Annotated in this window: 21 protein-coding genes; 11 read left to right on the top strand and 10 right to left on the bottom strand. The window is 49.6% G+C overall.

From position 1 onward, the window contains the following. Positions 1 to 35 precede the first annotated feature (35 nt). Positions 36 to 1,397, bottom strand: a complete 1,362-nt coding sequence (locus HRU73_RS07065; protein WP_287398248.1) for a YncE family protein — start codon at positions 1,395 to 1,397, stop codon at positions 36 to 38. 718 nt (positions 1,398 to 2,115) lie between these two features. Further along, positions 2,116 to 2,475 (bottom strand): hypothetical protein, encoded by a 360-nt coding sequence (locus HRU73_RS07060; RefSeq protein WP_287398247.1) that lies wholly within the window; start codon positions 2,473 to 2,475, stop codon positions 2,116 to 2,118. A 319-nt stretch (positions 2,476 to 2,794) separates the two neighbouring features. On the opposite strand from HRU73_RS07060, the gene HRU73_RS07055 reads away from it, so the two are divergent. Next, positions 2,795 to 4,357, top strand: a complete 1,563-nt coding sequence (locus HRU73_RS07055; RefSeq protein ID WP_281871176.1) for an amino acid permease — start codon at positions 2,795 to 2,797, stop codon at positions 4,355 to 4,357. Between the two features lie 187 nt (positions 4,358 to 4,544). Here HRU73_RS07055 and HRU73_RS07050 read toward each other — a convergent pair whose 3' ends face one another. Then, the gene (locus tag HRU73_RS07050; protein WP_281871175.1) at positions 4,545 to 5,234 is read right to left on the bottom strand and encodes a response regulator; all 690 of its coding nucleotides are present in this window, start codon (positions 5,232 to 5,234) and stop codon (positions 4,545 to 4,547) included. Beyond that, positions 5,231 to 6,667 carry an ATP-binding protein gene (locus HRU73_RS07045; RefSeq protein ID WP_287398246.1) on the bottom strand — a complete coding sequence of 479 codons (1,437 nt, stop codon included), beginning with the start codon at positions 6,665 to 6,667 and terminating at the stop codon, positions 5,231 to 5,233. Before HRU73_RS07045 ends, HRU73_RS07050 begins: the two co-directional genes overlap by 4 nt. A 349-nt stretch (positions 6,668 to 7,016) precedes the next feature. On the opposite strand from HRU73_RS07045, the gene HRU73_RS07040 reads away from it, so the two are divergent. Continuing rightward, positions 7,017 to 7,781 (top strand): DsbC family protein, encoded by a 765-nt coding sequence (locus HRU73_RS07040; RefSeq protein ID WP_281871173.1) that lies wholly within the window; start codon positions 7,017 to 7,019, stop codon positions 7,779 to 7,781. Between the two features lie 118 nt (positions 7,782 to 7,899). Here HRU73_RS07040 and HRU73_RS07035 read toward each other — a convergent pair whose 3' ends face one another. Further along, positions 7,900 to 8,688: a PEP-CTERM sorting domain-containing protein gene (locus HRU73_RS07035; protein ID WP_011111150.1), complete on the bottom strand. Its 789-nt coding sequence runs from the start codon at positions 8,686 to 8,688 to the stop codon at positions 7,900 to 7,902. 471 nt (positions 8,689 to 9,159) lie between these two features. Here HRU73_RS07035 and HRU73_RS07030 point away from each other — a divergent pair, with 471 nt between their 5' ends. Then, positions 9,160 to 10,164, top strand: a complete 1,005-nt coding sequence (locus tag HRU73_RS07030) for a class 1 fructose-bisphosphatase (protein ID WP_011111151.1) — start codon at positions 9,160 to 9,162, stop codon at positions 10,162 to 10,164. Positions 10,165 to 10,189: 25 nt separating this feature from the next. Here the strand turns inward: HRU73_RS07030 and HRU73_RS07025 are convergent, their stop codons facing one another. The 5 genes from HRU73_RS07025 to yhbY form a co-directional block, all read right to left on the bottom strand. Next, on the bottom strand, positions 10,190 to 11,170 hold the full coding sequence (locus HRU73_RS07025; protein ID WP_011111152.1) for a glutathione S-transferase family protein: 981 nt from the start codon (positions 11,168 to 11,170) through the stop codon (positions 10,190 to 10,192). Positions 11,171 to 11,174: 4 nt separating this feature from the next. Continuing rightward, a complete protein-coding gene (locus tag HRU73_RS07020) occupies positions 11,175 to 11,441 on the bottom strand; it encodes a DoxX family protein (RefSeq protein ID WP_287398245.1) in 267 nt (88 codons plus the stop codon). A gap of 642 nt (positions 11,442 to 12,083) precedes the next feature. Further along, positions 12,084 to 12,467, bottom strand: a complete 384-nt coding sequence (locus HRU73_RS07015; RefSeq protein ID WP_011111154.1) for a CBS domain-containing protein — start codon at positions 12,465 to 12,467, stop codon at positions 12,084 to 12,086. Further along, positions 12,464 to 12,874 (bottom strand): CBS domain-containing protein, encoded by a 411-nt coding sequence (locus HRU73_RS07010; protein ID WP_011111155.1) that lies wholly within the window; start codon positions 12,872 to 12,874, stop codon positions 12,464 to 12,466. Before HRU73_RS07010 ends, HRU73_RS07015 begins: the two co-directional genes overlap by 4 nt. Positions 12,875 to 13,061: 187 nt before the next feature. After that, complete coding sequence (gene yhbY / locus HRU73_RS07005) at positions 13,062 to 13,442, bottom strand: ribosome assembly RNA-binding protein YhbY (RefSeq protein ID WP_011111156.1); 381 nt, start codon at positions 13,440 to 13,442, stop codon at positions 13,062 to 13,064. 43 nt (positions 13,443 to 13,485) lie between these two features. On the opposite strand from yhbY, the gene HRU73_RS07000 reads away from it, so the two are divergent. The 8 genes from HRU73_RS07000 (at position 13,486) to HRU73_RS06965 (ending at position 22,950) form a co-directional block, all read left to right on the top strand. After that, positions 13,486 to 14,106, top strand: a complete 621-nt coding sequence (locus HRU73_RS07000; protein ID WP_287398244.1) for an RlmE family RNA methyltransferase — start codon at positions 13,486 to 13,488, stop codon at positions 14,104 to 14,106. Between the two features lie 84 nt (positions 14,107 to 14,190). Continuing rightward, on the top strand, positions 14,191 to 16,122 hold the full coding sequence (gene ftsH / locus HRU73_RS06995) for an ATP-dependent zinc metalloprotease FtsH (protein WP_011111158.1): 1,932 nt from the start codon (positions 14,191 to 14,193) through the stop codon (positions 16,120 to 16,122). A gap of 113 nt (positions 16,123 to 16,235) precedes the next feature. Then, positions 16,236 to 17,033: a dihydropteroate synthase gene (gene folP, locus HRU73_RS06990; protein WP_287398243.1), complete on the top strand. Its 798-nt coding sequence runs from the start codon at positions 16,236 to 16,238 to the stop codon at positions 17,031 to 17,033. A 180-nt stretch (positions 17,034 to 17,213) separates the two neighbouring features. Next, the gene (gene glmM / locus HRU73_RS06985; protein ID WP_287398242.1) at positions 17,214 to 18,590 is read left to right on the top strand and encodes a phosphoglucosamine mutase; all 1,377 of its coding nucleotides are present in this window, start codon (positions 17,214 to 17,216) and stop codon (positions 18,588 to 18,590) included. A 123-nt stretch (positions 18,591 to 18,713) separates the two neighbouring features. Continuing rightward, positions 18,714 to 19,727: a PstS family phosphate ABC transporter substrate-binding protein gene (locus HRU73_RS06980; RefSeq protein ID WP_276677536.1), complete on the top strand. Its 1,014-nt coding sequence runs from the start codon at positions 18,714 to 18,716 to the stop codon at positions 19,725 to 19,727. 167 nt (positions 19,728 to 19,894) lie between these two features. After that, complete coding sequence (cysG, locus tag HRU73_RS06975; RefSeq protein WP_287398241.1) at positions 19,895 to 21,322, top strand: siroheme synthase CysG; 1,428 nt, start codon at positions 19,895 to 19,897, stop codon at positions 21,320 to 21,322. Positions 21,323 to 21,490: 168 nt separating this feature from the next. Continuing rightward, complete coding sequence (locus HRU73_RS06970; RefSeq protein WP_276677539.1) at positions 21,491 to 22,036, top strand: sigma-70 family RNA polymerase sigma factor; 546 nt, start codon at positions 21,491 to 21,493, stop codon at positions 22,034 to 22,036. Further along, a complete protein-coding gene (locus HRU73_RS06965; RefSeq protein ID WP_287398240.1) occupies positions 22,024 to 22,950 on the top strand; it encodes a FecR domain-containing protein in 927 nt (308 codons plus the stop codon). Before HRU73_RS06970 ends, HRU73_RS06965 begins: the two co-directional genes overlap by 13 nt. Positions 22,951 to 23,109 lie beyond the last annotated feature (159 nt).

Raw genomic sequence — 23,109 nt, 5'->3', positions numbered from 1 at the left:
GATAAAAGAGAACAGATCGGTTTCCTGAATTACAATCAGCGAAGACCGCCAGCAGTACAAATACCATGTGGTTTGGTCAGACCATCATTCGGTCCCCAGATTTTGACAACGGTATCTGTCTCAGTATCGATTTTGAGTACATAACCCGAAACCCAGCTTGCGACTATCAGATAACGGTTATCCGGTGTCGGGCTGATTGTATGAGCTACTGCATAGCCGGTGGGTAATTCCCGACCAGGTTTAAGCCTTTTCAGGAATCGTGGTTTGTAGCGATCGGTCAGATCAAATACAGAAATATATCCATCGTTGGCAAATGTGTAATCAAGCGAATCCTCTTCCGCAATATAGAGCTTGCCATTGACCACTGCGATGTCGGAGGGAGAGCGAAAAACACCTTTTCCATTTGCATGACTGGTATGGTCGAGAATTTTTGTTGCAGTTCCTTCCAAAGTATCAAGCAGCCATATACTGGGCGGGATAATTTGTTTGGTAGTAGCGGAAGTCAGTGAAGTTTTATCAAGCTGCATGGAAGCGGTCACAGCATATCGTTCATCCAGCCAATATACGAAATGGGTAAACGCTGCGTGCCGTTTTTCATCGCCCAGTCTGATCTGGCCAATCGTTTGCAGCTCGCCCGTTTGTCTATTGGGCTTGTAAACATCGATCACGCTGTTATCAAAGAAATATCCGGTTCCAAGGCCAATGGTTCCAGATTTATTAAACATGATACCGTGCGTTTGTTCCGTATAGCCGGGTATGGCAATAGGATCCACGCCACTTACGAGTTCGTTTGTTTTATGATTGATGACGCGTACCCTGTCCGAGGTAAGCTCGGTCATATAGATAAAGTCTGAGTAGGGCAAAATTGTGGGACCGTGTATCTGAGTTGTCCCTCTCCCTACTAACCAGTTAGGGACAGCTTGCACATTGTTGACGGGCTCAACAAACGGAAATTCTGTTGGTGTTCCCGGGTTATCTGCTGCTATTGCAGTTTCTACTGCAAGTGAGATTGTTCCTGCATCCCAGTTAATATCATTTACTTTCAGTATGATGATGTAAGCAGGATGCTCTGCCGTATTATCAGATGTAATAAAAATCTTATTTCCTTCTGGCAATACGAGAGTATGTTGTAATGGAACATTTCCTGGCCAGCCACTGAGGCTTGTCGGGTCAATAGTAATCAGTTTGTCATTTTCGTAGTTAAAGAGATAGACCATTCCGGAGTGATAGTCTATTGCGGTTGCTATAGGTTGCAGATAATTGTTGTAAACGTCAGGATACTGATACGTCGGTAATGGTGCCGGACGATTATCTTTAGCAAAGATTGCTCCGGAAGATAATGAAAATGTACATATTGCTGCTAATGTGACTCCTCTGGCCCAGCTTCTTAGAATCATTTATAAGTTCCTTTCTATGCTATTTAAATAAATTCTCAAGTAATCGGATGATAAAAACCTGTTACTTAAGAACCCGTCAGGAAATATCTTCCTGATTTCAACGTACCTGTGATTGACTGCGTATCTGCTTTATCAATCGTGGGTGACAAACTGACAGATTATCCATATGGCATATCTGATAAATTCGGATAGCACACTTTCCTAACCGGAGACGGAGTAACGGTACTCAAACTGGGTTTATTTAATAATTTTTCTGCTCTTGTATAAAAAACAGAGGGGTATCATTGGATATATGGCATCAAGTTTTTTGATAGCGTGTTGCTATTAGATGATATGGCGGTACTTGATTCTTAGATGTGGTGTATTTCACATACGATACTGCTTTCCTTTTATAAAGGAGAATGGTTCATACCAAAGGAGAAAAGTTGTTTGATAGTTCAGTCCGATTGAACTACATCATAGAAATAAAATTCCCAGTATTCTGGACAGTAACCTGTAGTTGAAGTGATCAGTCTTGATCGATATGGGTTGGGAACCGGCTGAAGCAGCCGGAAAGTAATTTGACAGCAATTTTTCCGACGACGGAAGAGCTGTGGTAGCTGTTACCAGAGTTGGTAGAGGTATTTGGCAGAATAGTCAGTGGATGAACAACGGCCTGCAATGGCCGATAGAAACGGGAGACCATTGCAGGCAGAGTGAATAGTGAATGTTTTTGTTGTTACTGTGTTGTACCTGATTGTTCCGGTTTTTTCTCCTGCATTTTTTGCTGATGTCTCTCGCGCCACTGTTCCTGCCGGCGCTGTTTCAGTTCCTGCAGTTTGGAATACTGCTCAGGTGTCAGAATGGTTTTCAGTTGGGACTGGGTTTCCTCGCGGATCGTCTTGAATTTTTCTCCATTTTGTTTGAAGAGTGTGTCAATTCTGGATTTCTGGTCGTCAGTCAGGGACAACTCTTTGTCCAGCCGTTCTATTTTCTTCGCCCGGTATTGTTCATGATCATGTTTGTGCTCTCCCGGGTTGGCAGTAACCGCCAAAGGAAATGCCAGAGCGAGAACGATACCGATAAGTTTTTTGTTCATGATGAACCTCCTGGTTGATTTTCAGAAACAGAACGGAATGTTTTCCGCCCTTGATGACAACTATACTTTGCCAATTTGCAAATACTTTGCAGAGATTGTGAAAAGAATGTGAAAGATGCAGGAACACAATCTGACTCAAATATGCTCCCGATGTTCAATCGGTTGTCATGTTGCCAAGCCTGAACATGCAGATAACCAGACGCAGACACAGGTATTTTTGTCCTGATTTCGGTCTTATGGTCATGGTATTTCTTGTACACTATCCCCCGCTAAATTCAGGGATTTTGTAACTATCTGTTTTTATTGAAGGAGAGGGTTCATGATCTTCTGGCGCGTAAAATCGCTAGATGCCATTCTGGCTACAGCCGAAAAGAAAAGTCTTCACCGTTCTCTGGGCGTGTGGCAGTTGACGCTGCTGGGGGTAGGAGCAATTATCGGCACAGGTATTTTTGTGCTGACTGCCGAGGCAGCACAAAAAGCCGGCCCCGGTATGATGATTGCTTTTGTCATTGCCGGTTTCGTTTGTGCAGTAGCCGCACTCTGCTATTCCGAGCTTTCTTCAATGGTACCGGTATCCGGGTCTGCTTATACCTATTCCTACGCCGTGCTCGGTGAACTGATCGCATGGATGGTGGGATGGGCATTGATACTGGAATATTCTGTTGCAGCCGGGGCGGTCGCCGTAGGCTGGTCGGGCTATTTCGTCGGGTTGCTGAATAATGCCTCGCTGGGATTCGAAATTCCCTATGTACTGGCGAACGGTCCGTTTGCCGGGGGTATCATCAATCTGCCCGCGGTTGTCATCTGCCTGCTGGTCGTCGGCCTGTTGATCATCGGAACACGAGAAAGCGCCATGTTCAATGCCATCCTTGTTGCAGTCAAAATCATCGCTCTGACGGCGTTCATTGCACTGGCGCTGCCGGCTGCCGATATGAACCATTTCGATCCTTTTCTACCACTGGGAACCTCGGGTGTTGTTGCTGCTGCTGCTTCCATTTTTTTCGCATATGTTGGTTTTGATGCGGTATCAACCGCAGCGGAAGAAACAAAAGATCCGCAACGTAACCTTCCAATTGCTCTTATCAGTTCGTTACTGCTGTGTACATTGTTTTATTTACTGGTATCTGCCGGGGTGATCGGCGCAGTGGGTGCACAGCCACTGGTCGATGCCGCGGGGGAGGGGCTCGCCCCCGGTTCCAGGGAAATGGCTGCGCAGTGCAAATTACTCGCGGCTGCAGGACAGCAACCGGTAGTCTGCTCGCACGAAGCACTGGCACATGTATTGCGTGAAATAGGCTGGGAGAGAATTGGCAACCTGCTTGGCCTGGCTGCTTTCCTGGCGCTTCCCTCGGTGATTCTCATGATGCTGTTCGGGCAGACACGTATCTTTTTCGTCATGTCGCGTGATGGTTTGCTGCCGGAAGTATTGAGCCGCGTCCATCCACGCTTCAAAACTCCATATATCGTCACGCTGGTTACCGGCGTAGGCGTAACGGCAGCAGCAGCTTTCCTGCCAGTGGGCAAGCTTGCAAATATTTCCAATTCCGGAACATTGTTCGCTTTTCTGATCGTAGCATTGACGGTCATGATTCTGCGGGTCAGGGACAAAAATCGTCCCAGGCCTTTCAGGACGCCTGTGATCTGGCTGGTGGGGCCACTTGCCATTGGCGGTTGTCTGATTCTTTTTCTGTTTTTACCGATGGATGCCAAACTGGTGTTTCCGATCTGGACTGGAATCGGTCTGATTTTTTATTTTCTTTACGGTTACCGGAGAAGTCATGTTCTGCTGGGTATTGATACACCTTCAGGTGGCGAGAACCTGATCGAACCGATCCGATCTCTTGCAGATCGCAGTGATAAAACCGAAGTGAAAGTGAAATAAACCTTTCGCCTTACGGCGAGGATCGCATTGTTTTATGTCTACTGCTTACATCACTCACCCCGTCTGCCTCGAACACAACATGGGATACGATCACCCGGAATCTCCCGGGTGGTTGATGGCACCGGAAGCTTTCCGGCCGGAAATGATGAGTGGGAAAGTTGAAGCGACGAAGTCCCGTACCGGATCGTTATTCTTCCAGCTCGACAGATTGTGGGTCATAGCGATAGCCTGCGCCATAGACTGAACAGATCACTTCTTTTTCCGGAATCAGTTCAGCAATCTTTTTCCTCAGCTTCTTGATGTGGCTGTCTATCGTTCTGTCTGAAACGATGCGCTGATCCTGATAGATCAGATCCATCAGTCTGGCGCGCGAGAAAATACGCCCCGGTTGCTGATATAACGTATAGAGCAACTGAAATTCAACGGCAGTCAACTCGATCTCTCGCCCATCGTACTGGACCTTGAAACTTTTGGGGGAGAGTGTGAGCGCCTGCTGCGCCGAGTTCGGGGCGGGCGGCTGCAGTCTGCGCAACACAGCCTTGACGCGTGCAACCATTTCTCTGGGACTGAAAGGCTTGCAGATATAATCATCCGCTCCCATTTCCAGTCCCAGCAAACGGTCGATTTCCTCGATTCGTGCGGTCACTATGATGACCGGCACCTGGCTGAAACTGCGAATATCGCGGCAGATATCGAGACCATCCCGCCCCGGTACCATCAGATCCAGCAATACTAGTTCGACAGTATTTTCCTTCAGCCAGGGGATCACTTCCAGCCCCTGACTCAGGCAATGAGTCTGGAAACCGGCATGCTGCAGATAATCGGCTTCCAGTCTGGCCAGCCTGGGTTCATCTTCGACGATCAGAATACGGCTCATAGCGTAATTGGCAGCTCGATATGTATCGCCAGACCGCCCAGAGCCGAATGGGATGCCATCAGCGTTCCTTCATGCGCTCTGACGATATTGCTGCAGATGGCCAACCCCAGGCCGGCTCCTCCCAGATGCCGGTTGCGTGAGTGATCGACACGATAGAAACGATCGAACAGATGCGCGATATCCTGATCCGAGACACCGGGACTGCTGTCCGCCAGTTCGATCACCAGCTTGTCTGCCAGGCGCTGAACCGTGATTTCCAGTTGCCCTCCCGCATCCGTATGGTTCAGGCTGTTGGTCAGCAAATTGCGGAACAATTGTGATAACCGGTCAGGATCAGCATTGACCAGTACAGGTTTGAACAGCCGGTTGATCCATCTGACACTGATCTGCTTATGATTGAAATCAGCTGTGAACGTTGCCAGATCTTCTCGCAGCAAGGGTACGGGGTCGAGCAGTACTTTCCGGTAACTCAATGCACCCTGATCGGATAAAGCAAGCTGGTAAAGATCTTCTGTCAGACGATTGAGCCGTAGCACATCACCGGACAGGGATTCTATCGCTGCGGGAGTTAATGGGTGAACCCCATCCAGGATGGCTTCCAGCTCACCACGCAAAACGGCCAGTGGTGTCCGCAATTCATGAGAGATATCGGCTACCCACCGTCTGCGACTCTGTTCTGCCTGCTCCAGCGCAGCTGCCGTATCATTGAAATTCAGTGCCAGTTGGCCCATTTCATCCTTCGATAGGACAGGTAGTCTGGCTTTGTAATCTCCTGTCGCCAACCTTTGTACCACCGCTGCGATCTGTTTGAGCGGACGACCGAGGTGATAGGCCATCAACCAGGCGATCAGTGCAGATAGCACCACCATGGACAATGCAATCCAGAAGAAAAAGTCAGCCTGTTGTTCCATGAAGTAAATATCGCTGGCCTGACTGACCGGGTTTCCCGGCAGCAGGCCAAGAAACCCGACTGTCCGGTATTCATACTGAACAGGATGCAGGTTCAGTTGAGAAATCAATTCTTTCCGCCCGAACAGAATCGATTTATCTGCATCCAGCAGCATTACCCGTAACTCGAATGGAGACCACTTTCTTTCAGCTGTTCCGGGTGTTACTGCCGGCGGCCACTGCCGATCAGGCTCGTGCTGTATCTGCTCGATAATCCACTTCGGTGGACGATGCCGGTGCGGGCCGGCATGCCACAATAACGAAATCCAGTGTTGCTTGTTTCCGGCCAGCTCTCCCCAGCCACGGTGCTCAGCATAGTGTTCCTCCAGTACATCGATGATTTTATCCAGCCGTTCCTGCTGTCTTTTTTCGATGAACTCGGTGAATCCTTTCTCCAAGGACCAACGGGTGAAAAAATGCATCCCCATCACCACTACGAACGTAGTCAGCAGAAAGGCCAGGAATAATTTGATTCGGATGGACATAAAAATGGATATTTACTACAGGGTGACCAAGAGGAAATAGTACGGAAATAAAAGAATAACCATCCTATCCTATGCTTGAATCTTCCTCTGGAATAGAATAGGCGTATTTTAGTTGAGCAGGGAAGAGGCAGTGATCTAAATCATCTGTAGTTGTGAAAATCTGGGGAAAAGAATGTGTTGTTCTACTAAAGAAGAGCGGGAATATTACGTTAGATTGCATTACTTTGATGTAATTACAGAAATACTGGATTCCCGTAGAGGTGCATGGTTTTGTCTATTGTCATGATAATAGGATTTGTGAAGATAGTAAGTTAAAAAAATCAGACTTTATCAGTTAGGAATATTAGCAATGAAGCTTGCAAAATTATTACTTACTTTAGTTTTAGCATCTTTCGCCTGCCTGACGGTGGCGAATCCAATGTGGGAACCGGATTTACCCAGGGCAAAGTCTGCGTTTGAAAAGGAAACGAGAGTTCCCTTACGGGCAGGTCATTATATCGAGCCCACTCTTTTCAAAGGATTTTATGCCGTGCGCACGGGGCAGGCAGGTGGCCCTTCTGCCTATTTCCGGGAGGACATGGGATGGTTGGGGAATATAAAGTCGCCAGGGTGGGTAATTCAGTCACCAGCTGAAGATAACCCGGCCTATAAACATACCTGGCTGCGTCAACAGCTTGCACAGATTCCATTGGAACAGTTGGTGCTGGTAAAACGATCTACTCCACCTGTGGCAGTGATATGGTCGGCGCCAGATTGTCCTTATTGCCGCAAACTTGAAAAAACACTGGAGCAGGAAAATGCTTCCGTATATGTGGTACCGGTGGGGGTGGCTGAAAATGGATTCAGGCAGGCTGCCAGGGTATATTGTGCTGATGATCCTGCACAAGCCTGGCGCAAAGTGATGCAAGGTTCTGAAATAAATGGTCGAGCGAAAACTTCATGCCAATATCCTCGTGATATGTTAAACGACATCGGCTTCTTTCTTGGAATGGGAAGAATGGCAACGCCAATCGTTGTTTTTGCCGATGGGTCTACGGTAATTGGGTGGAATGATCAGAATGCCTGGATGCTCTTGCGCAAAAAAATAAGTGAGCAAATTTTTTTTAACGATTAAGGTTAAGGTAAAAGGCACTGAATGCTAGGCGTTTTATCAAAGCGGTTCATCAAACGGCAATGGCAACTCGCGATTATTGCCATTGCTGTTGTGAAATAAAATACCGTGTTAAATCAGATTAGCTGTTCTTGCGACGGCGAGTAGCTGTCATACCAAGCAGGCCTAATCCCAATATCGCCAGAGTTGCGGGCTCAGGTACATTGTTAGTGTCATCACCACCACCACCAGCAACACTGCCAAAACCATCCAGATAGACATAACCCCAGTGTCCAGTAGGCTGGCAATCAGCCGCTACGAGGGACAACATGAAATCATGGCCTTTCAGTGTGTCGTTGATATTGAGCGTCTCGATTTGCCAGTCTTGGGTGTAGTAATTACCACCACTTAATGAGAAGCGACTGTCTACGCCACTTCCGCTAGAAGCGGCATTATATTCCCGGGTAATAAGATCAATGCCGTCTGTAAGATCAGTTAATACCAGTTTGAAGGTGGCGGCGTCATTGACACCATGTGCACCCAGCAGAACGGCTTTCCATACAAAGTTGATGCTGTCTTCCGTGTAGTTGGTGACGGTCTGCGTGATTGCGGAAGCATAGCCACCCCAAGTGGTGTCTTCGATACGGGCACTGTAATTACCGGCATACACGGTGCTGCCAAACGCGGCTCCAACATTGGGATCAATGGTGCCAGCGCTAATTATTTGCGAATGCATTGCATAGTTATCATTGGCAAATACCCAGTCTGGCGTCAGGTTGGCGTTATTGATACTGGCACGATAAGCTGAGTTTGAAACTGTCCAGCCGTTGAAGTTACCAGTTTCGAAACCTCCATTGACGAAGGGATCGGCGTGCGCGGCTGATACCAGCAGTGTGGAGGCTGCCAGAGTAAGAGCAAATTTTGTTTTCATATAAACCTTTTATTGTTTAAATTAATGATAAATAGGCAGTTTCTGCCAGATAGATATAAAGCATGAGATATGCCAGCTTTTCATGGCTTTTGTATGTGTATGAAATTACGTTACTTCCTGTTTCTTGATTTGTGAAATGACCAGAAAGGAGGGGGCTTGTGTAAATTCTTTTGACAACTTTCTGATATTTCCCGGAGATGAGGGTGCTATCAGTAAGGTTTCTCAGAATTTCTGTGAGAAGGTTAAAACCCGGGTAGAGGGTTTCGACAAAATATAGTTTGTTAAAAAAGTGTGGCGCAACTCCAGATTACTGATCAGTGGGAGATTAATCCGGGGCTTAGATGCGCAGTGCAGTCTCAATTTGAGATAAAAGTGATCGGGAGAGGATATTTAGCTCTTTTTTTCATACGCTCGTTATGGTTGCCAAACCAGTATAATTGACGCTTTTTTAATTTCTCGAGAGGAAAGCTGATGCATACCGGTACTACCCTTACCCAGTTCATCATTGAAGAGCAGCGTCACATCGCGGGAGCGAGCGGTGATTTCACCGCATTGCTGAACGATATCGTGACTGCTATCAAGACCATTTCCAATGCGGTGAACAAGGGGGCGCTGATTGGTGTGATGGGGGCGCTGGATACAGAAAACGTTCAGGGTGAAACCCAAAAAAAGCTGGATGTGATTACCAATGAAATCATGATCCGCAACAATGAATGGGCTGGTCATCTTTCTGGCATGGCATCGGAGGAAATGGATGATGTCTACTCGATTCCGTCTCCTTATCCACTCGGCAAATATCTGCTGGTATTTGACCCGCTGGATGGTTCCAGTAACGTGGATCTCAATATTTCCGTCGGGACGATTTTTTCGATTTTGCGCTCGCCAGTGCCAAGCCGGGCTGCCAGTATGGAAGATTTCCTGCAACCCGGCGTCAAACAGGTTTGTGCAGGTTATGCATTGTATGGTTCATCCACCATGTTGGTGCTGACCACAGGCCATGGTGTCAATGGTTTTACGCTGGATCGTGATATCGGTGAATTCGTGCTGACACATCCAAACATGAGGATTCCCGCCGATACCAGGGAATTTGCCATCAATGCCTCCAACCAGCGTTTCTGGGAAGCACCGGTACAGCGTTATGTGGCGGAGTGTCTGGCAGGAAGTACCGGGCCGCGCGGTCGCGATTTCAATATGCGTTGGGTGGCTTCGATGGTGGCAGAGGTGCATCGTATCCTCACTCGCGGTGGTATTTTCATGTATCCGCGCGATACCAAAGATCCCTCCAAACCCGGCAGACTGCGTCTGATGTACGAAGCCAATCCGATGAGTTTTATCGTCGAACAGGCAGGCGGGTTATCCACCACCGGCTACGAGCGCATTCTGGATGTCGTGCCGCAGGATCTGCATCAGCGTGTACCGGTGATTCTGGGCTCGAAGAACGAGGTCGAGGTGGTTCTGGAGTATCACAATGCCTGATGCCATCTGATTGATGCTGGCTGAATTATCCGGGGGAGGAGAAAGCCTGCACCCGGTTATGCGGCCGGGTGTAATCGATATCCGGCCCTTTAGGAATGATCTGGGTCGGATTGATGGTCGAGTGGCTGTAGTAGTAATGGGTTTTGATGTGTTCGAAATTTACGGTACCGGCGATACCAGATATCTGGTATAGCGCACGCAGGTAATTGGATAGATTAGGATAATCTTCGATACGCTGTTTGTTGAGCTTAAAATGGCTGTAATACACGGCATCGAAGCGAATCAGTGTGGTGAAAAACCGCCAGTCAGCCTCAGTCAGGCGATTACCCGCGAGATAGCGGCGGGTATTCAGGCTGTCATCAATTGCATCCAATCTATTGAAGATTCGATCGTAGGCTTTTTCGTAAATAAGCTGGTCAGTGGCAAAACCGGCTTTGTAAACTCCGTTGTTGAAATCCCGGTAGACCACTTCATTGATGGTGCCGATCTCATTGCGCAGGGCTTCGGGGTAGAAGTCGAGATCATTGCCGGTGAGCGAGTCAAACGCACTGTTGAACATGCGGATGATGTCGGCTGATTCATTGCTGACAATGGTGTCGCGTTGCTTGTCCCATAGCACCGGTACCGTAACCCGGCCGGTATAGTCCGGTTTGGCCCGGGTATAGAGTTGGTGCAGATAGCGGATGTCTTGTACAGGATTGTCACGAGAAATCTCACTGAACGCCCAGCCGTGCTCCAGCATTCTGGGATCGACGATGGTAATACCGATATGTGCCTGCAGATCTTTCAGATGGCGGAAGATCAGAGTGCGATGTGCCCACGGGCAGGCCAGTGACACGAACAGATGATAGCGGCCGGATTCTGCAGTAAATCCTCCCTCGCCGGAAGGGCCGGGTTGCCCGTCCGGGGTGACCCAGTGACGGTACTGAGCATTTTCACGTACAAACTCTCCATTCTGGAGGGTATACCACTGATCCTGCCATTTTCCGTTTATCAAGAGTCCCACTGGCTTATCCCTCCGGATGATCTGATTCGGGCAACAGCAGCGCCAATCCATCGAAGAATTCACCGGATCCCGCCAGTAATGCCATCAGGTAACCGGGATTGGGGCCGATTGAGTTTATCCACTGACCGGTTGCTTCAAGGCCATTGACACCAAACCAGCTAAATAGCTTCTGTGCACCATGTGCCATGAAAACGCTACCTGCCGTTGCATGCAGCAGCAATATCACCAAGTCAGTTTTGTCATGTGTTGCCAGAATCGTTGAAATCTTCATCTGTGACCTCATGTTACTTTTTTGTTATTACAGCCGCTGCAGACCGGGAAGAATCTGCTGTTAGATATCAGTGTGTTCATCATACTGCAGCAAACATTTTTACCGAACTGGCTGCTTGCTTTGATAGTGGCAAATTGGCAGGTTTTCAAGTGATTGAATATTGCTATGACTGATATGGTTGCGATATAGCTGATTTACCCGTGCTTTTTCCAGAAAATAACAGGGTTATATCCGTTGTAGTATGGAATCGTGATTATTTCCGGTAACGACTACATGGCTGTTACGTTTGTTGGTAAGTGCCGGGAAATCGGAGTTATTGAACGATTCTGGAAATCCTGTGTCGTAAACAATAATTTTTGCGCGGATTCCCGCAACTGGTAAACCCTCTGATGGCCATGACTAGAACTGGCCTCCCTTCGAGCCTGTACGGAATTTCCGTACAGGCTTTTTTTCATAGTGTACCCGAGATTGTATATTTCGATCGTTACCGGGTAAAGGTATCGAATTTCACCCGTTCACTTGGCATGATACGTAACTACGTAACAGGGCTGAAGAGTGTGCGCCTGAATTTATGCTGCCAGTAGAACTGGAAGATCCGGAATCAGACCAGGGAAAACAAGGCAGATGTCTGCTGTCTTCTCTTCAGGCCTTATTCATGACGTAACGAAGAAGATCTGTCGAGGTAAGAATACCCCATGGCTGATTTTCTTCTGCCCTGACGATGAGACTGTTGATTTTATTATCTAACATGATTCGGATAGCCATATTGATTTCGGCAGAGGGATCGATGACGACGGGCGTATCAGTCATCAAATCCCTGACGAGATGTTCATCCTTAGTGTTGCCTGAACCATGCCAGGCCATTGAAAGATCTCTGTCACTCAGAACGCCAACCAGTTTCCCGCCATCGAGTACAGGCAGATGATGGCAGGCACATTCTTTCATCATGACCAGGGCTTTTTCTACTGAAATGTCGAAACCTATCGTTTTCGGCATAGGGGTCATCAGATCACGTACCTTTGTCATTTTTTGCCTCGCAATATTTCTACCAGAATATCCAGTGCATCGGTTACTGTGAATATGCCTTGCAGGTTTCCCTGTTCATCACTGACCAGAACGCTGCCGATCTTTTTTTCCGACATCTTCAGGATAACGTCCTCAATGGATGTGCTGCCCCGGAAAATTATAGGATCGGGTGTCATCAGATCGGCAGCCCTGACCAAAAATTTCTCACGAGTGCTCAAAGCCGAGATAATTTTGAGATCCCGTTCACTGACGATACCTGTAACCTTGCCGTCTGACATGATGGGAATGTGCCGCACTTTGAGGTTTTTGATGAGATCCAGCAATTCTTCGATCGAGCTGTCCTCGCGAGCCGTGACCGGATAGGGGGTGGTAAATTCCTGAATCGGCAATTCAAGTTTCGTGCTCATAAAACATCTCCATATACGTGAACTGGGCTGAGTTATACCAGATCATGAGGTATTAGGGAATCTTGCCCGGGGAGAAGGGCCGACAGTCTCTGGCAAAGAGGGAGTCGTACCTGGACCACGGATTCCGGATTTGCAGTGAATGCTGCTCGTTTCTGATCGGTGAAAACGCAGGGCATACTTCCTGTTGTTATTTTCGTACTTTGGTTTTCTTAGCGGATTGTGCAGATCGGGGTTTGAGTTTTCGTTTGGAGCCGGGTTTGAGTGTATCTGGAGTCATAGCTCTGGCGATTTTTTTATCAGGATTTATCCGGTATATAATCAGAACTCTGCCGATTTGCTCGACGGGTGCCGCGTTCAGTGAGAGGCAGATTTGCTCCAGCAGGGAAGCTCTCTGATCCCGATCGCCATCGAGTACCTTGACCTTGATAAGCTCATGTTTCAGAAGGCTTCGATCCAGCTCGCCAATGACATTTTCAGTCAGGCCATCCTTGCCAATCGTGACTGTCGGATTCAGGTGATGTGCGCTGGCTGCAAGTTGCCGGCGCTGTGCCATATCGAGTTCAAGCATTAAACCTTCCTAAAAGAGTTAAATTTTACCTGATTTTTACCTGATGAAATCTGCCAGAACCAGCAGGGCCTGGATAAAGGCTCATATCAACGATAATTTTGTCCGCAAGGCCAACCACGAGGGCTATCGCTCGCGTGCCGCATACAAGCTGCGGGAAATTGCCGAACACGATGCCCTGTTTGTACCAGGGATGACAGTTGTCGATCTGGGTGCAGTGCCTGGCAGCTGGTCGCAAGTCGCACTCGAATCCGTTGGGCCGACAGGAAAGGTGTTTGCGCTGGATATGCTGGATATGCAGCCACTACCCGGTATGACGTTCATTCAAGGAGATTTCCGCGAAAATGAGGTTCTGGCGATGTTGGAAGCAGCACTGGGCGGGAAACGTGCAGACCTTGTTATTTCCGATATGTCACCCAATCTTACCGGTATCCGTGTCAGTGATCAGGCTCAAGGCATGTATCTGGCCGAGTTGGCCTTGATGTTTTGTCGTGAACATTTGAACCCTGGCAAAAATTTCCTTGTCAAAGTTTTTCAGGGAAGTGACTTTGAAGCTTTCCGGCAGATGATGCAAACTGATTTTTCAAAAGTTGTCATCCGGAAACCAAAGGCTTCGCGAGATCGCAGTAAAGAGCTATATTTGCTGGGACTAGAAAAAATAATCTGATAGACTGCGGTGACATCTTGTAAAAAGTAAACCGCAATGTGTCAGAAACCCGGTTTCGTCGAGAAGCAAAATTGAGGAGCTAATATGAATAATCTGATTAAGAACATGGCTATCTGGTTGGTGATTGCTTTGGTACTGATGACAGTATTCAATCAATTCTCCACACGGCAACCATCACAGCCCCCCATGGAATATTCACAGTTTATTAGTGAAATGCATCAGGGCAGGATTGCCAAGGTAGTGATTGACGGCCGGACTTTACGAGGATCGAAAACAGATGGTCGTCAGTTTATCGTTCATTCACCCTCCGATCCGTGGCTGGTAAGTGATCTGTTGAAAGCGGGTGTATCAGTGGAAGCAAAACCGGAAGAAGAGCCATCCATGCTGATGAGCATACTGGTGTCATGGTTCCCGATGTTGCTGTTGATTGCCGTCTGGATCTTTTTTATGCGTCAGATGCAGGGAGGCGGCCGGAATGGCGGTGCTTTCTCGTTCGGGAAAAGTAAAGCCAGGATGCTTGATCATAAGAACAACAATGTGACTTTTGCGGATGTGGCCGGTTGTGAAGAAGCCAAGGAAGAGGTTGCCGAACTGGTGGAATTTCTGAGAGACCCCTCCAGATTCCAGAAACTGGGCGGACGTATTCCTCGTGGCGTTTTGATGTGCGGCAGTCCGGGAACGGGTAAGACATTACTCGCTCGTGCCATTGCCGGTGAAGCAAAAGTGCCATTCTTCAGTATTTCCGGTTCGGATTTTGTTGAAATGTTTGTAGGTGTGGGTGCTTCCAGGGTGAGAGATATGTTCGAGCAGGCGAAAAAGCATGCACCCTGCATCATCTTCATCGACGAGATCGATGCGGTTGGGCGTCAGCGTGGTGCCGGGCTGGGAGGTGGAAACGATGAACGTGAACAGACCCTGAACCAGTTGCTGGTCGAGATGGATGGTTTCGAAGGCAATATGGGTGTGATCGTCATTGCGGCTACCAACCGTCCTGACGTACTTGATCCTGCATTGTTGCGTCCAGGCCGGTTCGACAGACAAGTCGTCGTTCCATTGCCGGATATACGTGGCCGGGAACAGATCCTGCAGGTGCACATGCGCAAGGTTCCGGTATCTCCTGATGTCAAAGCCGGTATCCTCGCCAGAGGTACACCCGGTATGTCAGGAGCTGATCTTGCCAATCTGGTCAATGAGGCTGCGCTGTTTGCTGCACGCGCTGGTAAACGCCTGGTCGATATGGATGATTTCGAACGTGCGAAAGACAAGATTCTGATGGGTGCTGAGCGTCGTTCCGTCGTCATGCCGGAAAATGAACGTCGCAATACTGCCTATCATGAATCCGGGCATGCAGTGGTAGCTTATTTGTTGCCTAAGACCGATCCGGTTCACAAGGTTTCGATCATTCCGCGCGGGCGTGCACTGGGTGTCACCATGCAATTGCCTTCCGAGGATCGTTACAGCATGGATCGTGATCAGATATTGCAAACCATAGCGGTCATGTTTGGCGGCCGCATTGCAGAAGAAGTGTTCATGAGCCAGATGACTACCGGTGCCTCCAATGACTTTGAACGGGCAACGGATACTGCTCGCAAAATGGTAATGCAGTGGGGTATGTCTGAGACGCTGGGACCTATGGTGTATGGTGAAAATGAGGGCGAAGTGTTCCTTGGTCGTTCAGTCACCACACACAAGAATCTAAGTGAAGCAACCATGCAGAAGGTCGATGCCGAGATCCGCCGTATCATTGATGAGCAGTATGCACTTGCACGCAAGCTGATCGAAGAGAACAAGGATAAAATCGAGGCAATGACTCAGGCATTGCTTGAATGGGAGACGATAGACAGCGACCAGATCAAGGATATCATGGAGGGTCGCCCGCCACGTCCGCCACAGGCACCGACTTCTTCTGCGCGGCAGGATAAAGGTTCAGCAGGCTCAGCAGCCAGTGAAGTAAAACAACCTGCTGGCGAACCTGCAACGACCGAGGCTCCTGCTGCCCAGAAAGTCGAAATCTAAAACAGTACGTTATTTTCTTTCCAGTGGCCTGTACGTTCTTTTGACGCACAGGCCATTTTTCTTGCCCAGTGAACAGATTACAAAGAATTCTTCAGCAAAATCGTCCGCTGATCATGGGCGTAATCAATGTCACGCCCGATTCCTTTTCCGATGGTGGGTATTTCGATACGACCGAAAAAGCAATTGAACAGGCAAGGCGCCTGATTCAGGAAGGGGCCGATATTCTCGATATTGGAGGAGAGTCTACCCGTCCGGGGAGTCGGTCCGTGGGGGGGGATGAAGAGCTGTTACGGGTGATGCCCGTCATAGAGTTTGCTTTGAGCATGGATATTCCGGTATCCGTCGATACCTCCAAGCCTGAAGTCATGCGTGCCACAATTGATGCTGGAGTGGATCTCGTCAATGACATCAATGCGTTGCGGGCTCCGGGTGCACTGGATGTCGTTGCAGACAGTGCAGTCATGATTTATCTCATGCACATGCAAGGAAAACCGGAAACGATGCAGCACAATCCTCAATATTCCGATGTGGTTGCCGAAGTCATATCATTTCTGGAGCAGCGAGTTGCAGCAGCAGTATCAACCGGAATAGAGCGAGAGCGTATCATCATCGACCCTGGTTTTGGTTTCGGCAAGACATTCGAGCATAATCTCATGCTGCTGCGTGGGCTGGATCGTCTTGTTTCCACGAATTTTCCCGTTCTGGCAGGTCTTTCACGCAAATCCATGCTGGGAACGATCACGGGTAATGCGGTGAATGACCGTGTCCATGCCAGTGTGGCTGCAGCGCTGTTGGCGGTGGGTCAGGGGGCCCGGATCATCCGGGTACATGACGTCAAAGCGACACGTGATGCATTCTCAGTTTTTGCAGCAGTGAATCGTATTGCCCCGGGCTTTCTGCTACATCTGTAATCCTGTCAGTGACCGGCTGTGATGATAGTCACTTCCGGATTGTCATAATTGTGTCAAAGTTGGAGATCAACCGGCGTTTGGCTGGTTGCCGGCGGAGCATTATGTTTGTGGAATGCGGATATTGATTTTGCAAACCCGATCAGGGCATATTCAGGTATTCATCGAGAAAACAATATTGAAATGAAGAAAAAATATTTTGGTACGGATGGCATTCGCGGGAAGGTGGGAGATTTTCCGATCACACCGGATTTCTTTCTGCGTCTGGGGTACGCTGTCGGCAAGGTGTTGCTGGCTTCTGACCGGCAACTGGCTGCGGATAAACGACCAACAGTGCTGATAGGCAAAGATACGCGGATATCGGGCTATATGCTGGAATCCGCACTGGAAGCCGGTTTCTCGGCAGCAGGCGTGGATGTGCTGCTGTCCGGGCCATTGCCGACACCGGCAGTGGCTTATCTCGTCCGAGCGTTGCGTATCCAGGCAGGTGCAGTCATTTCTGCTTCACACAATCCGTTTGATGATAATGGCATCAAGTTTTTTTCTTCTGCAGGCTCAAAATTGCCAGATAGCATGGAGCTTCAGATCGAGGCTGAACTGGATCAGCCCATGAAAACGACACCTTCCATCAAATTGGGCAGGGTACAACGTCTCAGAGATGCCGCCGGCAGGTATATCGAATTCTGCAAAAGCACTTTTCCCAATCAGCTCGATTTGCGGGGGCTGCACATCGTGGTCGATTGTGCCAATGGCGCGGACTACCATATTGCCGGGCATGTCATGCATGAACTGGGGGCCGATGTGATAACGACCCATGCCAGCCCGGATGGCTTCAACATCAATTACGAATGTGGAGCGACTCATATCGAGACACTTCAGAGTTCAATCCTGCAGCATAAGGCTGATATCGGAATTGCCGTGGATGGTGATGGTGACCGCGTACTGATGGTCAGCAGGGAAGGAGTGCTGTACGATGGCGACAGCCTGGCTTACATCATTGCCAAACACCGGCAGCAGCTTGGTGTGCTGCAGGGTGGGGTGGTCGGAACACTCATGACCAATCTGGCGGTCGAGCAGGCTTTCGAGCGACTCGGGATTCCATTTGCCCGGGCAAATGTCGGAGACCGCTATGTTTCCGAGCTGCTACAGCAAAACGACTGGTATCTGGGCGCCGAGAATTCCGGCCATATCATCTGCCGGGATAAACACACGACAGGGGATGGCATTATCTCAGCCCTCCAGGTTTTATATGCATTGCGTGATACCGGCCTGACACTGGCTGATTTTATGCGTGATGTTCCCTTTTTCCCTCAACGTCTGATCAATGTAAAGGTTTCCGGAAATTTTGATTTCCGCAGCAACCCGGCGGTTGCAGCCTGCAAAAATGAAGCGGAACAGGCGCTGGGAAACGATGGACGTATTCTCCTGCGCGCTTCCGGAACGGAGCCGCTGATCAGGGTCATGGTGGAAGGAAAAGTACTGCAACAGACCGATTACTGGGCAGAAAAAATTGCTGAAACGATTCGCCAGCAGGCAGCTTCTTCGATGACCGGAAGCTGAGTTACCATCGCAAATCTGTAATATCCTCTGTTTATTCTTATTGCGTACCTGATGACAGTCATCAGGTACGAGTTGCCATCAGTCGTCATTACCAAATAATTCTTGAAAAACAGAGAGGTTATCATGCAACAATCTTTACTGAGATTTGATACCGGATTTCTGGTCGCAATCCTTGGTTTTGCTCTCCTGAGCGGAATCGGCACGATGGTTCAAGCCAGACCGCTGGTGAAAATCAGTGGTTCGAGTACGGTCTTTCCAATTACAGAGGCTGTTTCAGAAGATTTCCAGGCTGCCAAGAAAGGAGCCATTATGGTCACTGCCGGTATTGCCGGCACGGGTGGGGGATTCAAGAAATTCTGCCGGGATGAAGTCGATATCGTGAATGCTTCCCGTCCGATCCTGTCCTCTGAAATGGAGCAATGCCGGCAGAATGGTGTGCAGTACATCGAAATGCCAATTGCTTTCGACGCTTTGACGGTGGTGGTCAATCCTGGAAATGACTGGATCAAGTCCATGACAGTGGCCGAATTGAAAAAAATCTGGGAGCCGGCAGCACAGGAAAAAATACTCAACTGGAACCAGGTCAACCCGGCCTGGCCCAATGCCAGAATCAAACTGTTCGGTGCCGGGGCGGACTCAGGGACATTCGACTATTTCACCGAGGCCGTGGTCGGCAAGGCAAAATCCAGTCGTGGAGATTTTACGGCTTCGGAAGATGACAATGTACTCGTGCAGGGTGTGGCGAGCGATTTGAATGCATTGGGTTTCTTTGGCTTTGCCTACTACATCGAAAATCATAAAAAACTGAAAGCCGTGGCAATTGATAATGGTTCAGGTGGCATTCTGCCTTCCATGCTTACGGTCCAGAATGGAAGTTACCAGCCGTTATCGCGTCCCCTCTTTATCTATGTGAATGCAAAATCGGCGGGTAAGCCTGAAGTCAGGGAATTTGTCATCTTTTACATGCAACATGCGCAGCAACTGGTTGAGGAAGTGAGATATTTTCCATTGAAAAAAGAGTTCTACGATTTCAACCTCAAACATCTTCAGAACAAGACACTCGGTACGGTATTCGGTGGTGAAGCTGGCATGGGGATATCCATCGAGGATCTGTACAAGCGGGAAAGAGTTCAATAACCGGCAGGCGATTCCAAATAAGGTTGTGATTACAGGTACGGAATGATACACGTGTACCGGTAGAGATTCGCCTGGTCCGGCCGTGTATCATGAGGTCATTGCATCATTCTGGTAACATTTTCAACGGATCCAACGATTCCTTGCTTGTTAAGTTCTGTTGCCTGTATATGGATTATTTACCTGTTTTTCTCAACATCAAACAGCGTGACTGCCTGGTTGTGGGCGGCGGGGAGATTGCCGTTCGCAAAATCAGGCTGTTGCTGCGGGCACATGCACGTATCCATGTGGTATCTCCTGCCATCAGCGAGGAGCTGAGTAATCTGCTGCTGCAATCACCTGTGATCACCCATACTGCTGAATCTTTCCGGCCGGATCATTTGCAGGATAGGGCGCTGGCCATTGCTGCCACCAATGATCATGAAGTGAATCAGGCAGTCTCCGCTGCCGCCACGAAAGCGGGCATTCCGGTAAATGTCGTAGATAATCCGGATTTATGTACCTTCATCATGCCGTCTATTCTCGACCGTTCTCCGATCATCGTTGCGGTTTCAAGTGGTGGTACTTCTCCGATATTGGCGAGGTTGTTACGTTCGCGGCTGGAAGCGCTGATTCCTTCTGCCTATGGTCGGCTGGCCGAGTATGCCGCACGGTTTCGTGACAAGGTCAGACAGCGTTTTATCCATCAGGAGAATCGTCGTTTTTTCTGGGAGAGAATGCTGCAGGGGCCGTTTGCAGAAATGGTTTTCGCCGGCAGAGATCAGGCTGCACAGGATTATCTGTCAGAAGCGTTGGAAAACAGTACCGATCAGTTTCCGACCGGAGAAGTTTATCTGGTGGGTGCAGGCCCGGGTGATCCCGATTTGCTTACTTTCCGGGCCATGCGCCTGATGCAGCAGGCGGATGTGGTCATCTATGACCGGCTGGTTTCTCCCGCCATTCTCGATATGGTCAGACAGGATGCAACGCGCATCTATGTTGGAAAAGTGCGTAATCAGCATACCCTGCCGCAGACATCGATCAATGAACTGCTGGTAAAGCTCGCCCAGGAGGGTAAACACGTTCTGCGCCTGAAAGGAGGAGATCCCTTTATTTTCGGGCGAGGGGGTGAGGAAATCGAAACTCTGTCGCAACACCACATTCCGTTTCAGGTGGTTCCCGGGATCACGGCGGCTTCAGGCGTGGCCAGTTATGCAGGGATTCCCCTGACCCACCGTGATCATGCACAATCCTGTGTCTTTGTGACGGGACATCTGAAAGACAACACCATACAGCTCGACTGGCCGGCGCTGGCGCGGCCAAATCAGACCATCGTCGTCTATATGGGGCTGCTGGGGGTCACCGAACTATGCCGGCAACTGATTGCTCATGGTCTGCAGGCAACCACACCGGCTGCGATCGTTCAGCAGGGTACGACCCCCAACCAGCGCGTGCTGACAGGTACGCTGGAAACGTTACCGGACATCATTCAGCAGAATCCACTGAAACCTCCCACACTGATCATCGTGGGAAACGTCGTCAAGCTTCATCAAAAACTCGCCTGGTTCAATTCAATTTCGGAACCCATGGGCACATCTTCCGGGCCGGGATACCCTTAATTCCAATTTGCACGCCGGTCGGATGACCGGATGTTCAGCCGTTTCGAACGCGGTAAATCACCCCCTGCGACAATTTGTCGCATTTTCAGCCGGCCAATTTGTGAAGATAATCTGCACATCGCAATGTGTGCTGATTGTTTCAGATTCTATTTCTCAAAGGCCATTTCCATGCAGGAATCCTCTGCCGCCGATACGGGGACGGCGGTCATCGATGCGTTGTATCGCGAACATCATCGCTGGTTGCTTATGTGGCTCAGAAAAAAACTGGGTTGTCCGCAGAATGCTGCCGATCTCTCGCACGATACTTTCGTTCGATTGCTTTCGTTGCAGGAAATGCCTGTACTGCGGGAACCGCGTGCCTACCTGCTGGTAACGGCCAATCGGCTGATGATCAACCTCAACCGGAAGCATAAAGTCGAGGCGGAAACCCTGCACAGCATTGCTGCGCTGCTTTCAGAACGCACAGAGCAGGATGTCGCTCATGTTGCTGCAGTACGTCAACTGCTCGAAGCAACCGTGCTGATGCTGATCGATGGACTGGATGAGCGATCACGCCAGGCTTTCCTGCTGGCGCGCGTCGAGGATATGACCTATGCGGAAATTGCTGAAACGATGCAAGTCTCGGTCAGTCGGGTCAAGCAATATCTCGTCAAAGCGCTTGCCTACTGCCATGTTCACCTGCATCAGCTCAAGGAAGATGTATGTCTGAAGTAACAGATCACAATACTGTTTCCCTGAGTGAACAGGCGGCCGAGTGGGTCGTGCGGCTGTCGGACAGCCAAATCAGCACCGCACAGCAGGCTGATTTCGAAGCCTGGCTGGCGCAGGATATCAGGCATCGTGAAGCCTACGAACAGATCAGTCGCCTCTGGCAAAGCGTCACGCCGCAACGGCGCAGAAAGCACCGACCAGCCGGGTTGCTGGCCAGTATCGTACTGGTGCTGATTGGTATTTACTGCCTGCCGTTATCGACGTGGCTGGCAGATGAACGAACGGCAACGGGAGAAATTCGCCAGGTGGCATTGCCTGACGGCAGTACCATCACGCTGGATAGCGATTCTGCAGCCGATGTCGTCTTCGATACTCACGCACGCCGCATCATTCTGCATCGCGGCCGCATATTTGCGGCAGTGGTTCCGGATGCAGCAGAGCAGGGTGCTCATCACCGGCCCTTCATCATCGAAAACCGTGATGGAACTGCCCAGGCACTGGGTACCCGTTACATTGTTGAGCAGACCGGCGATCACAGCCGGGTCAGCGTCGTGGAGTCGAGTGTCAATGTAACCAGCCGTGACCGGCCGGATCAGTCCATTACCGTGTACAGCGGTCAGAGTATACGTTTCGATAGTGAGCAGATCCATGGCCAGGAACCGATCCCGCCCGCTGCAGCGAGCTGGGTGCAGAGCAGGCTGGTTTACCGCAATGCGCCACTCAGCCAGGTGATCGATGATCTGGCCAGATATCGGACCGGTTTTCTGGGAATCAGCGGGGCCGCTGCACAGCTTCGCTTTACGGGCGTGCTGCCAGCTGATGACCCCGATACTGCACTCAAGATTTTGCAGCATGCCCTGCCAATCGGTATCGATCGCTATACCCGGGCACTGATCTGGATCAACCTGCAAACCTGATCGCCGTCGTGCGATTACTCCCCTCCCGGAGGAGCAATTCCTCTTCTAATCTGTCCCCGTCCGGCTGCAGCAGGAATGCAGTTGTTGCGCGATTACTTCCTCCCGGAGGAGCAACTCCTCCTCTAACCCGCCACCCGGCCGGCTGCAGTAAAAGCGTAG

Origin of the sequence: Nitrosomonas sp. H1_AOB3, from assembly GCF_015709435.1 — a bacterium.
In the GTDB taxonomy this organism is placed as follows: domain Bacteria; phylum Pseudomonadota; class Gammaproteobacteria; order Burkholderiales; family Nitrosomonadaceae; genus Nitrosomonas; species Nitrosomonas europaea.
The sequence above is the reverse complement of the archived record's forward strand: the minus strand, read 5'-3'. Positions and strand labels throughout refer to the sequence as shown.

What these genes read in the sequence shown, in the direction of transcription:
- HRU73_RS07065 (WP_287398248.1), bottom strand. Translation starts at nt 1,397, where the DNA reads ATGATTCTAAGAAGCTGGGCCAGAGGAGTCACATTAGCAGCAATATGT.
- HRU73_RS07060 (WP_287398247.1), bottom strand. Translation starts at nt 2,475, where the DNA reads ATGAACAAAAAACTTATCGGTATCGTTCTCGCTCTGGCATTTCCTTTG.
- HRU73_RS07055 (WP_281871176.1), top strand. Translation starts at nt 2,795, where the DNA reads ATGATCTTCTGGCGCGTAAAATCGCTAGATGCCATTCTGGCTACAGCC.
- HRU73_RS07050 (WP_281871175.1), bottom strand. Translation starts at nt 5,234, where the DNA reads ATGAGCCGTATTCTGATCGTCGAAGATGAACCCAGGCTGGCCAGACTG.
- HRU73_RS07045 (WP_287398246.1), bottom strand. Translation starts at nt 6,667, where the DNA reads ATGTCCATCCGAATCAAATTATTCCTGGCCTTTCTGCTGACTACGTTC.
- HRU73_RS07040 (WP_281871173.1), top strand. Translation starts at nt 7,017, where the DNA reads ATGAAGCTTGCAAAATTATTACTTACTTTAGTTTTAGCATCTTTCGCC.
- HRU73_RS07035 (WP_011111150.1), bottom strand. Translation starts at nt 8,688, where the DNA reads ATGAAAACAAAATTTGCTCTTACTCTGGCAGCCTCCACACTGCTGGTA.
- HRU73_RS07030 (WP_011111151.1), top strand. Translation starts at nt 9,160, where the DNA reads ATGCATACCGGTACTACCCTTACCCAGTTCATCATTGAAGAGCAGCGT.
- HRU73_RS07020 (WP_287398245.1), bottom strand. Translation starts at nt 11,441, where the DNA reads ATGAAGATTTCAACGATTCTGGCAACACATGACAAAACTGACTTGGTG.
- HRU73_RS07015 (WP_011111154.1), bottom strand. Translation starts at nt 12,467, where the DNA reads ATGACAAAGGTACGTGATCTGATGACCCCTATGCCGAAAACGATAGGT.
- HRU73_RS07010 (WP_011111155.1), bottom strand. Translation starts at nt 12,874, where the DNA reads ATGAGCACGAAACTTGAATTGCCGATTCAGGAATTTACCACCCCCTAT.
- yhbY (WP_011111156.1), bottom strand. Translation starts at nt 13,442, where the DNA reads ATGCTTGAACTCGATATGGCACAGCGCCGGCAACTTGCAGCCAGCGCA.
- HRU73_RS07000 (WP_287398244.1), top strand. Translation starts at nt 13,486, where the DNA reads ATGAAATCTGCCAGAACCAGCAGGGCCTGGATAAAGGCTCATATCAAC.
- ftsH (WP_011111158.1), top strand. Translation starts at nt 14,191, where the DNA reads ATGAATAATCTGATTAAGAACATGGCTATCTGGTTGGTGATTGCTTTG.
- folP (WP_287398243.1), top strand. Translation starts at nt 16,236, where the DNA reads ATGGGCGTAATCAATGTCACGCCCGATTCCTTTTCCGATGGTGGGTAT.
- glmM (WP_287398242.1), top strand. Translation starts at nt 17,214, where the DNA reads ATGAAGAAAAAATATTTTGGTACGGATGGCATTCGCGGGAAGGTGGGA.
- HRU73_RS06980 (WP_276677536.1), top strand. Translation starts at nt 18,714, where the DNA reads ATGCAACAATCTTTACTGAGATTTGATACCGGATTTCTGGTCGCAATC.
- cysG (WP_287398241.1), top strand. Translation starts at nt 19,895, where the DNA reads ATGGATTATTTACCTGTTTTTCTCAACATCAAACAGCGTGACTGCCTG.
- HRU73_RS06970 (WP_276677539.1), top strand. Translation starts at nt 21,491, where the DNA reads ATGCAGGAATCCTCTGCCGCCGATACGGGGACGGCGGTCATCGATGCG.
- HRU73_RS06965 (WP_287398240.1), top strand. Translation starts at nt 22,024, where the DNA reads ATGTCTGAAGTAACAGATCACAATACTGTTTCCCTGAGTGAACAGGCG.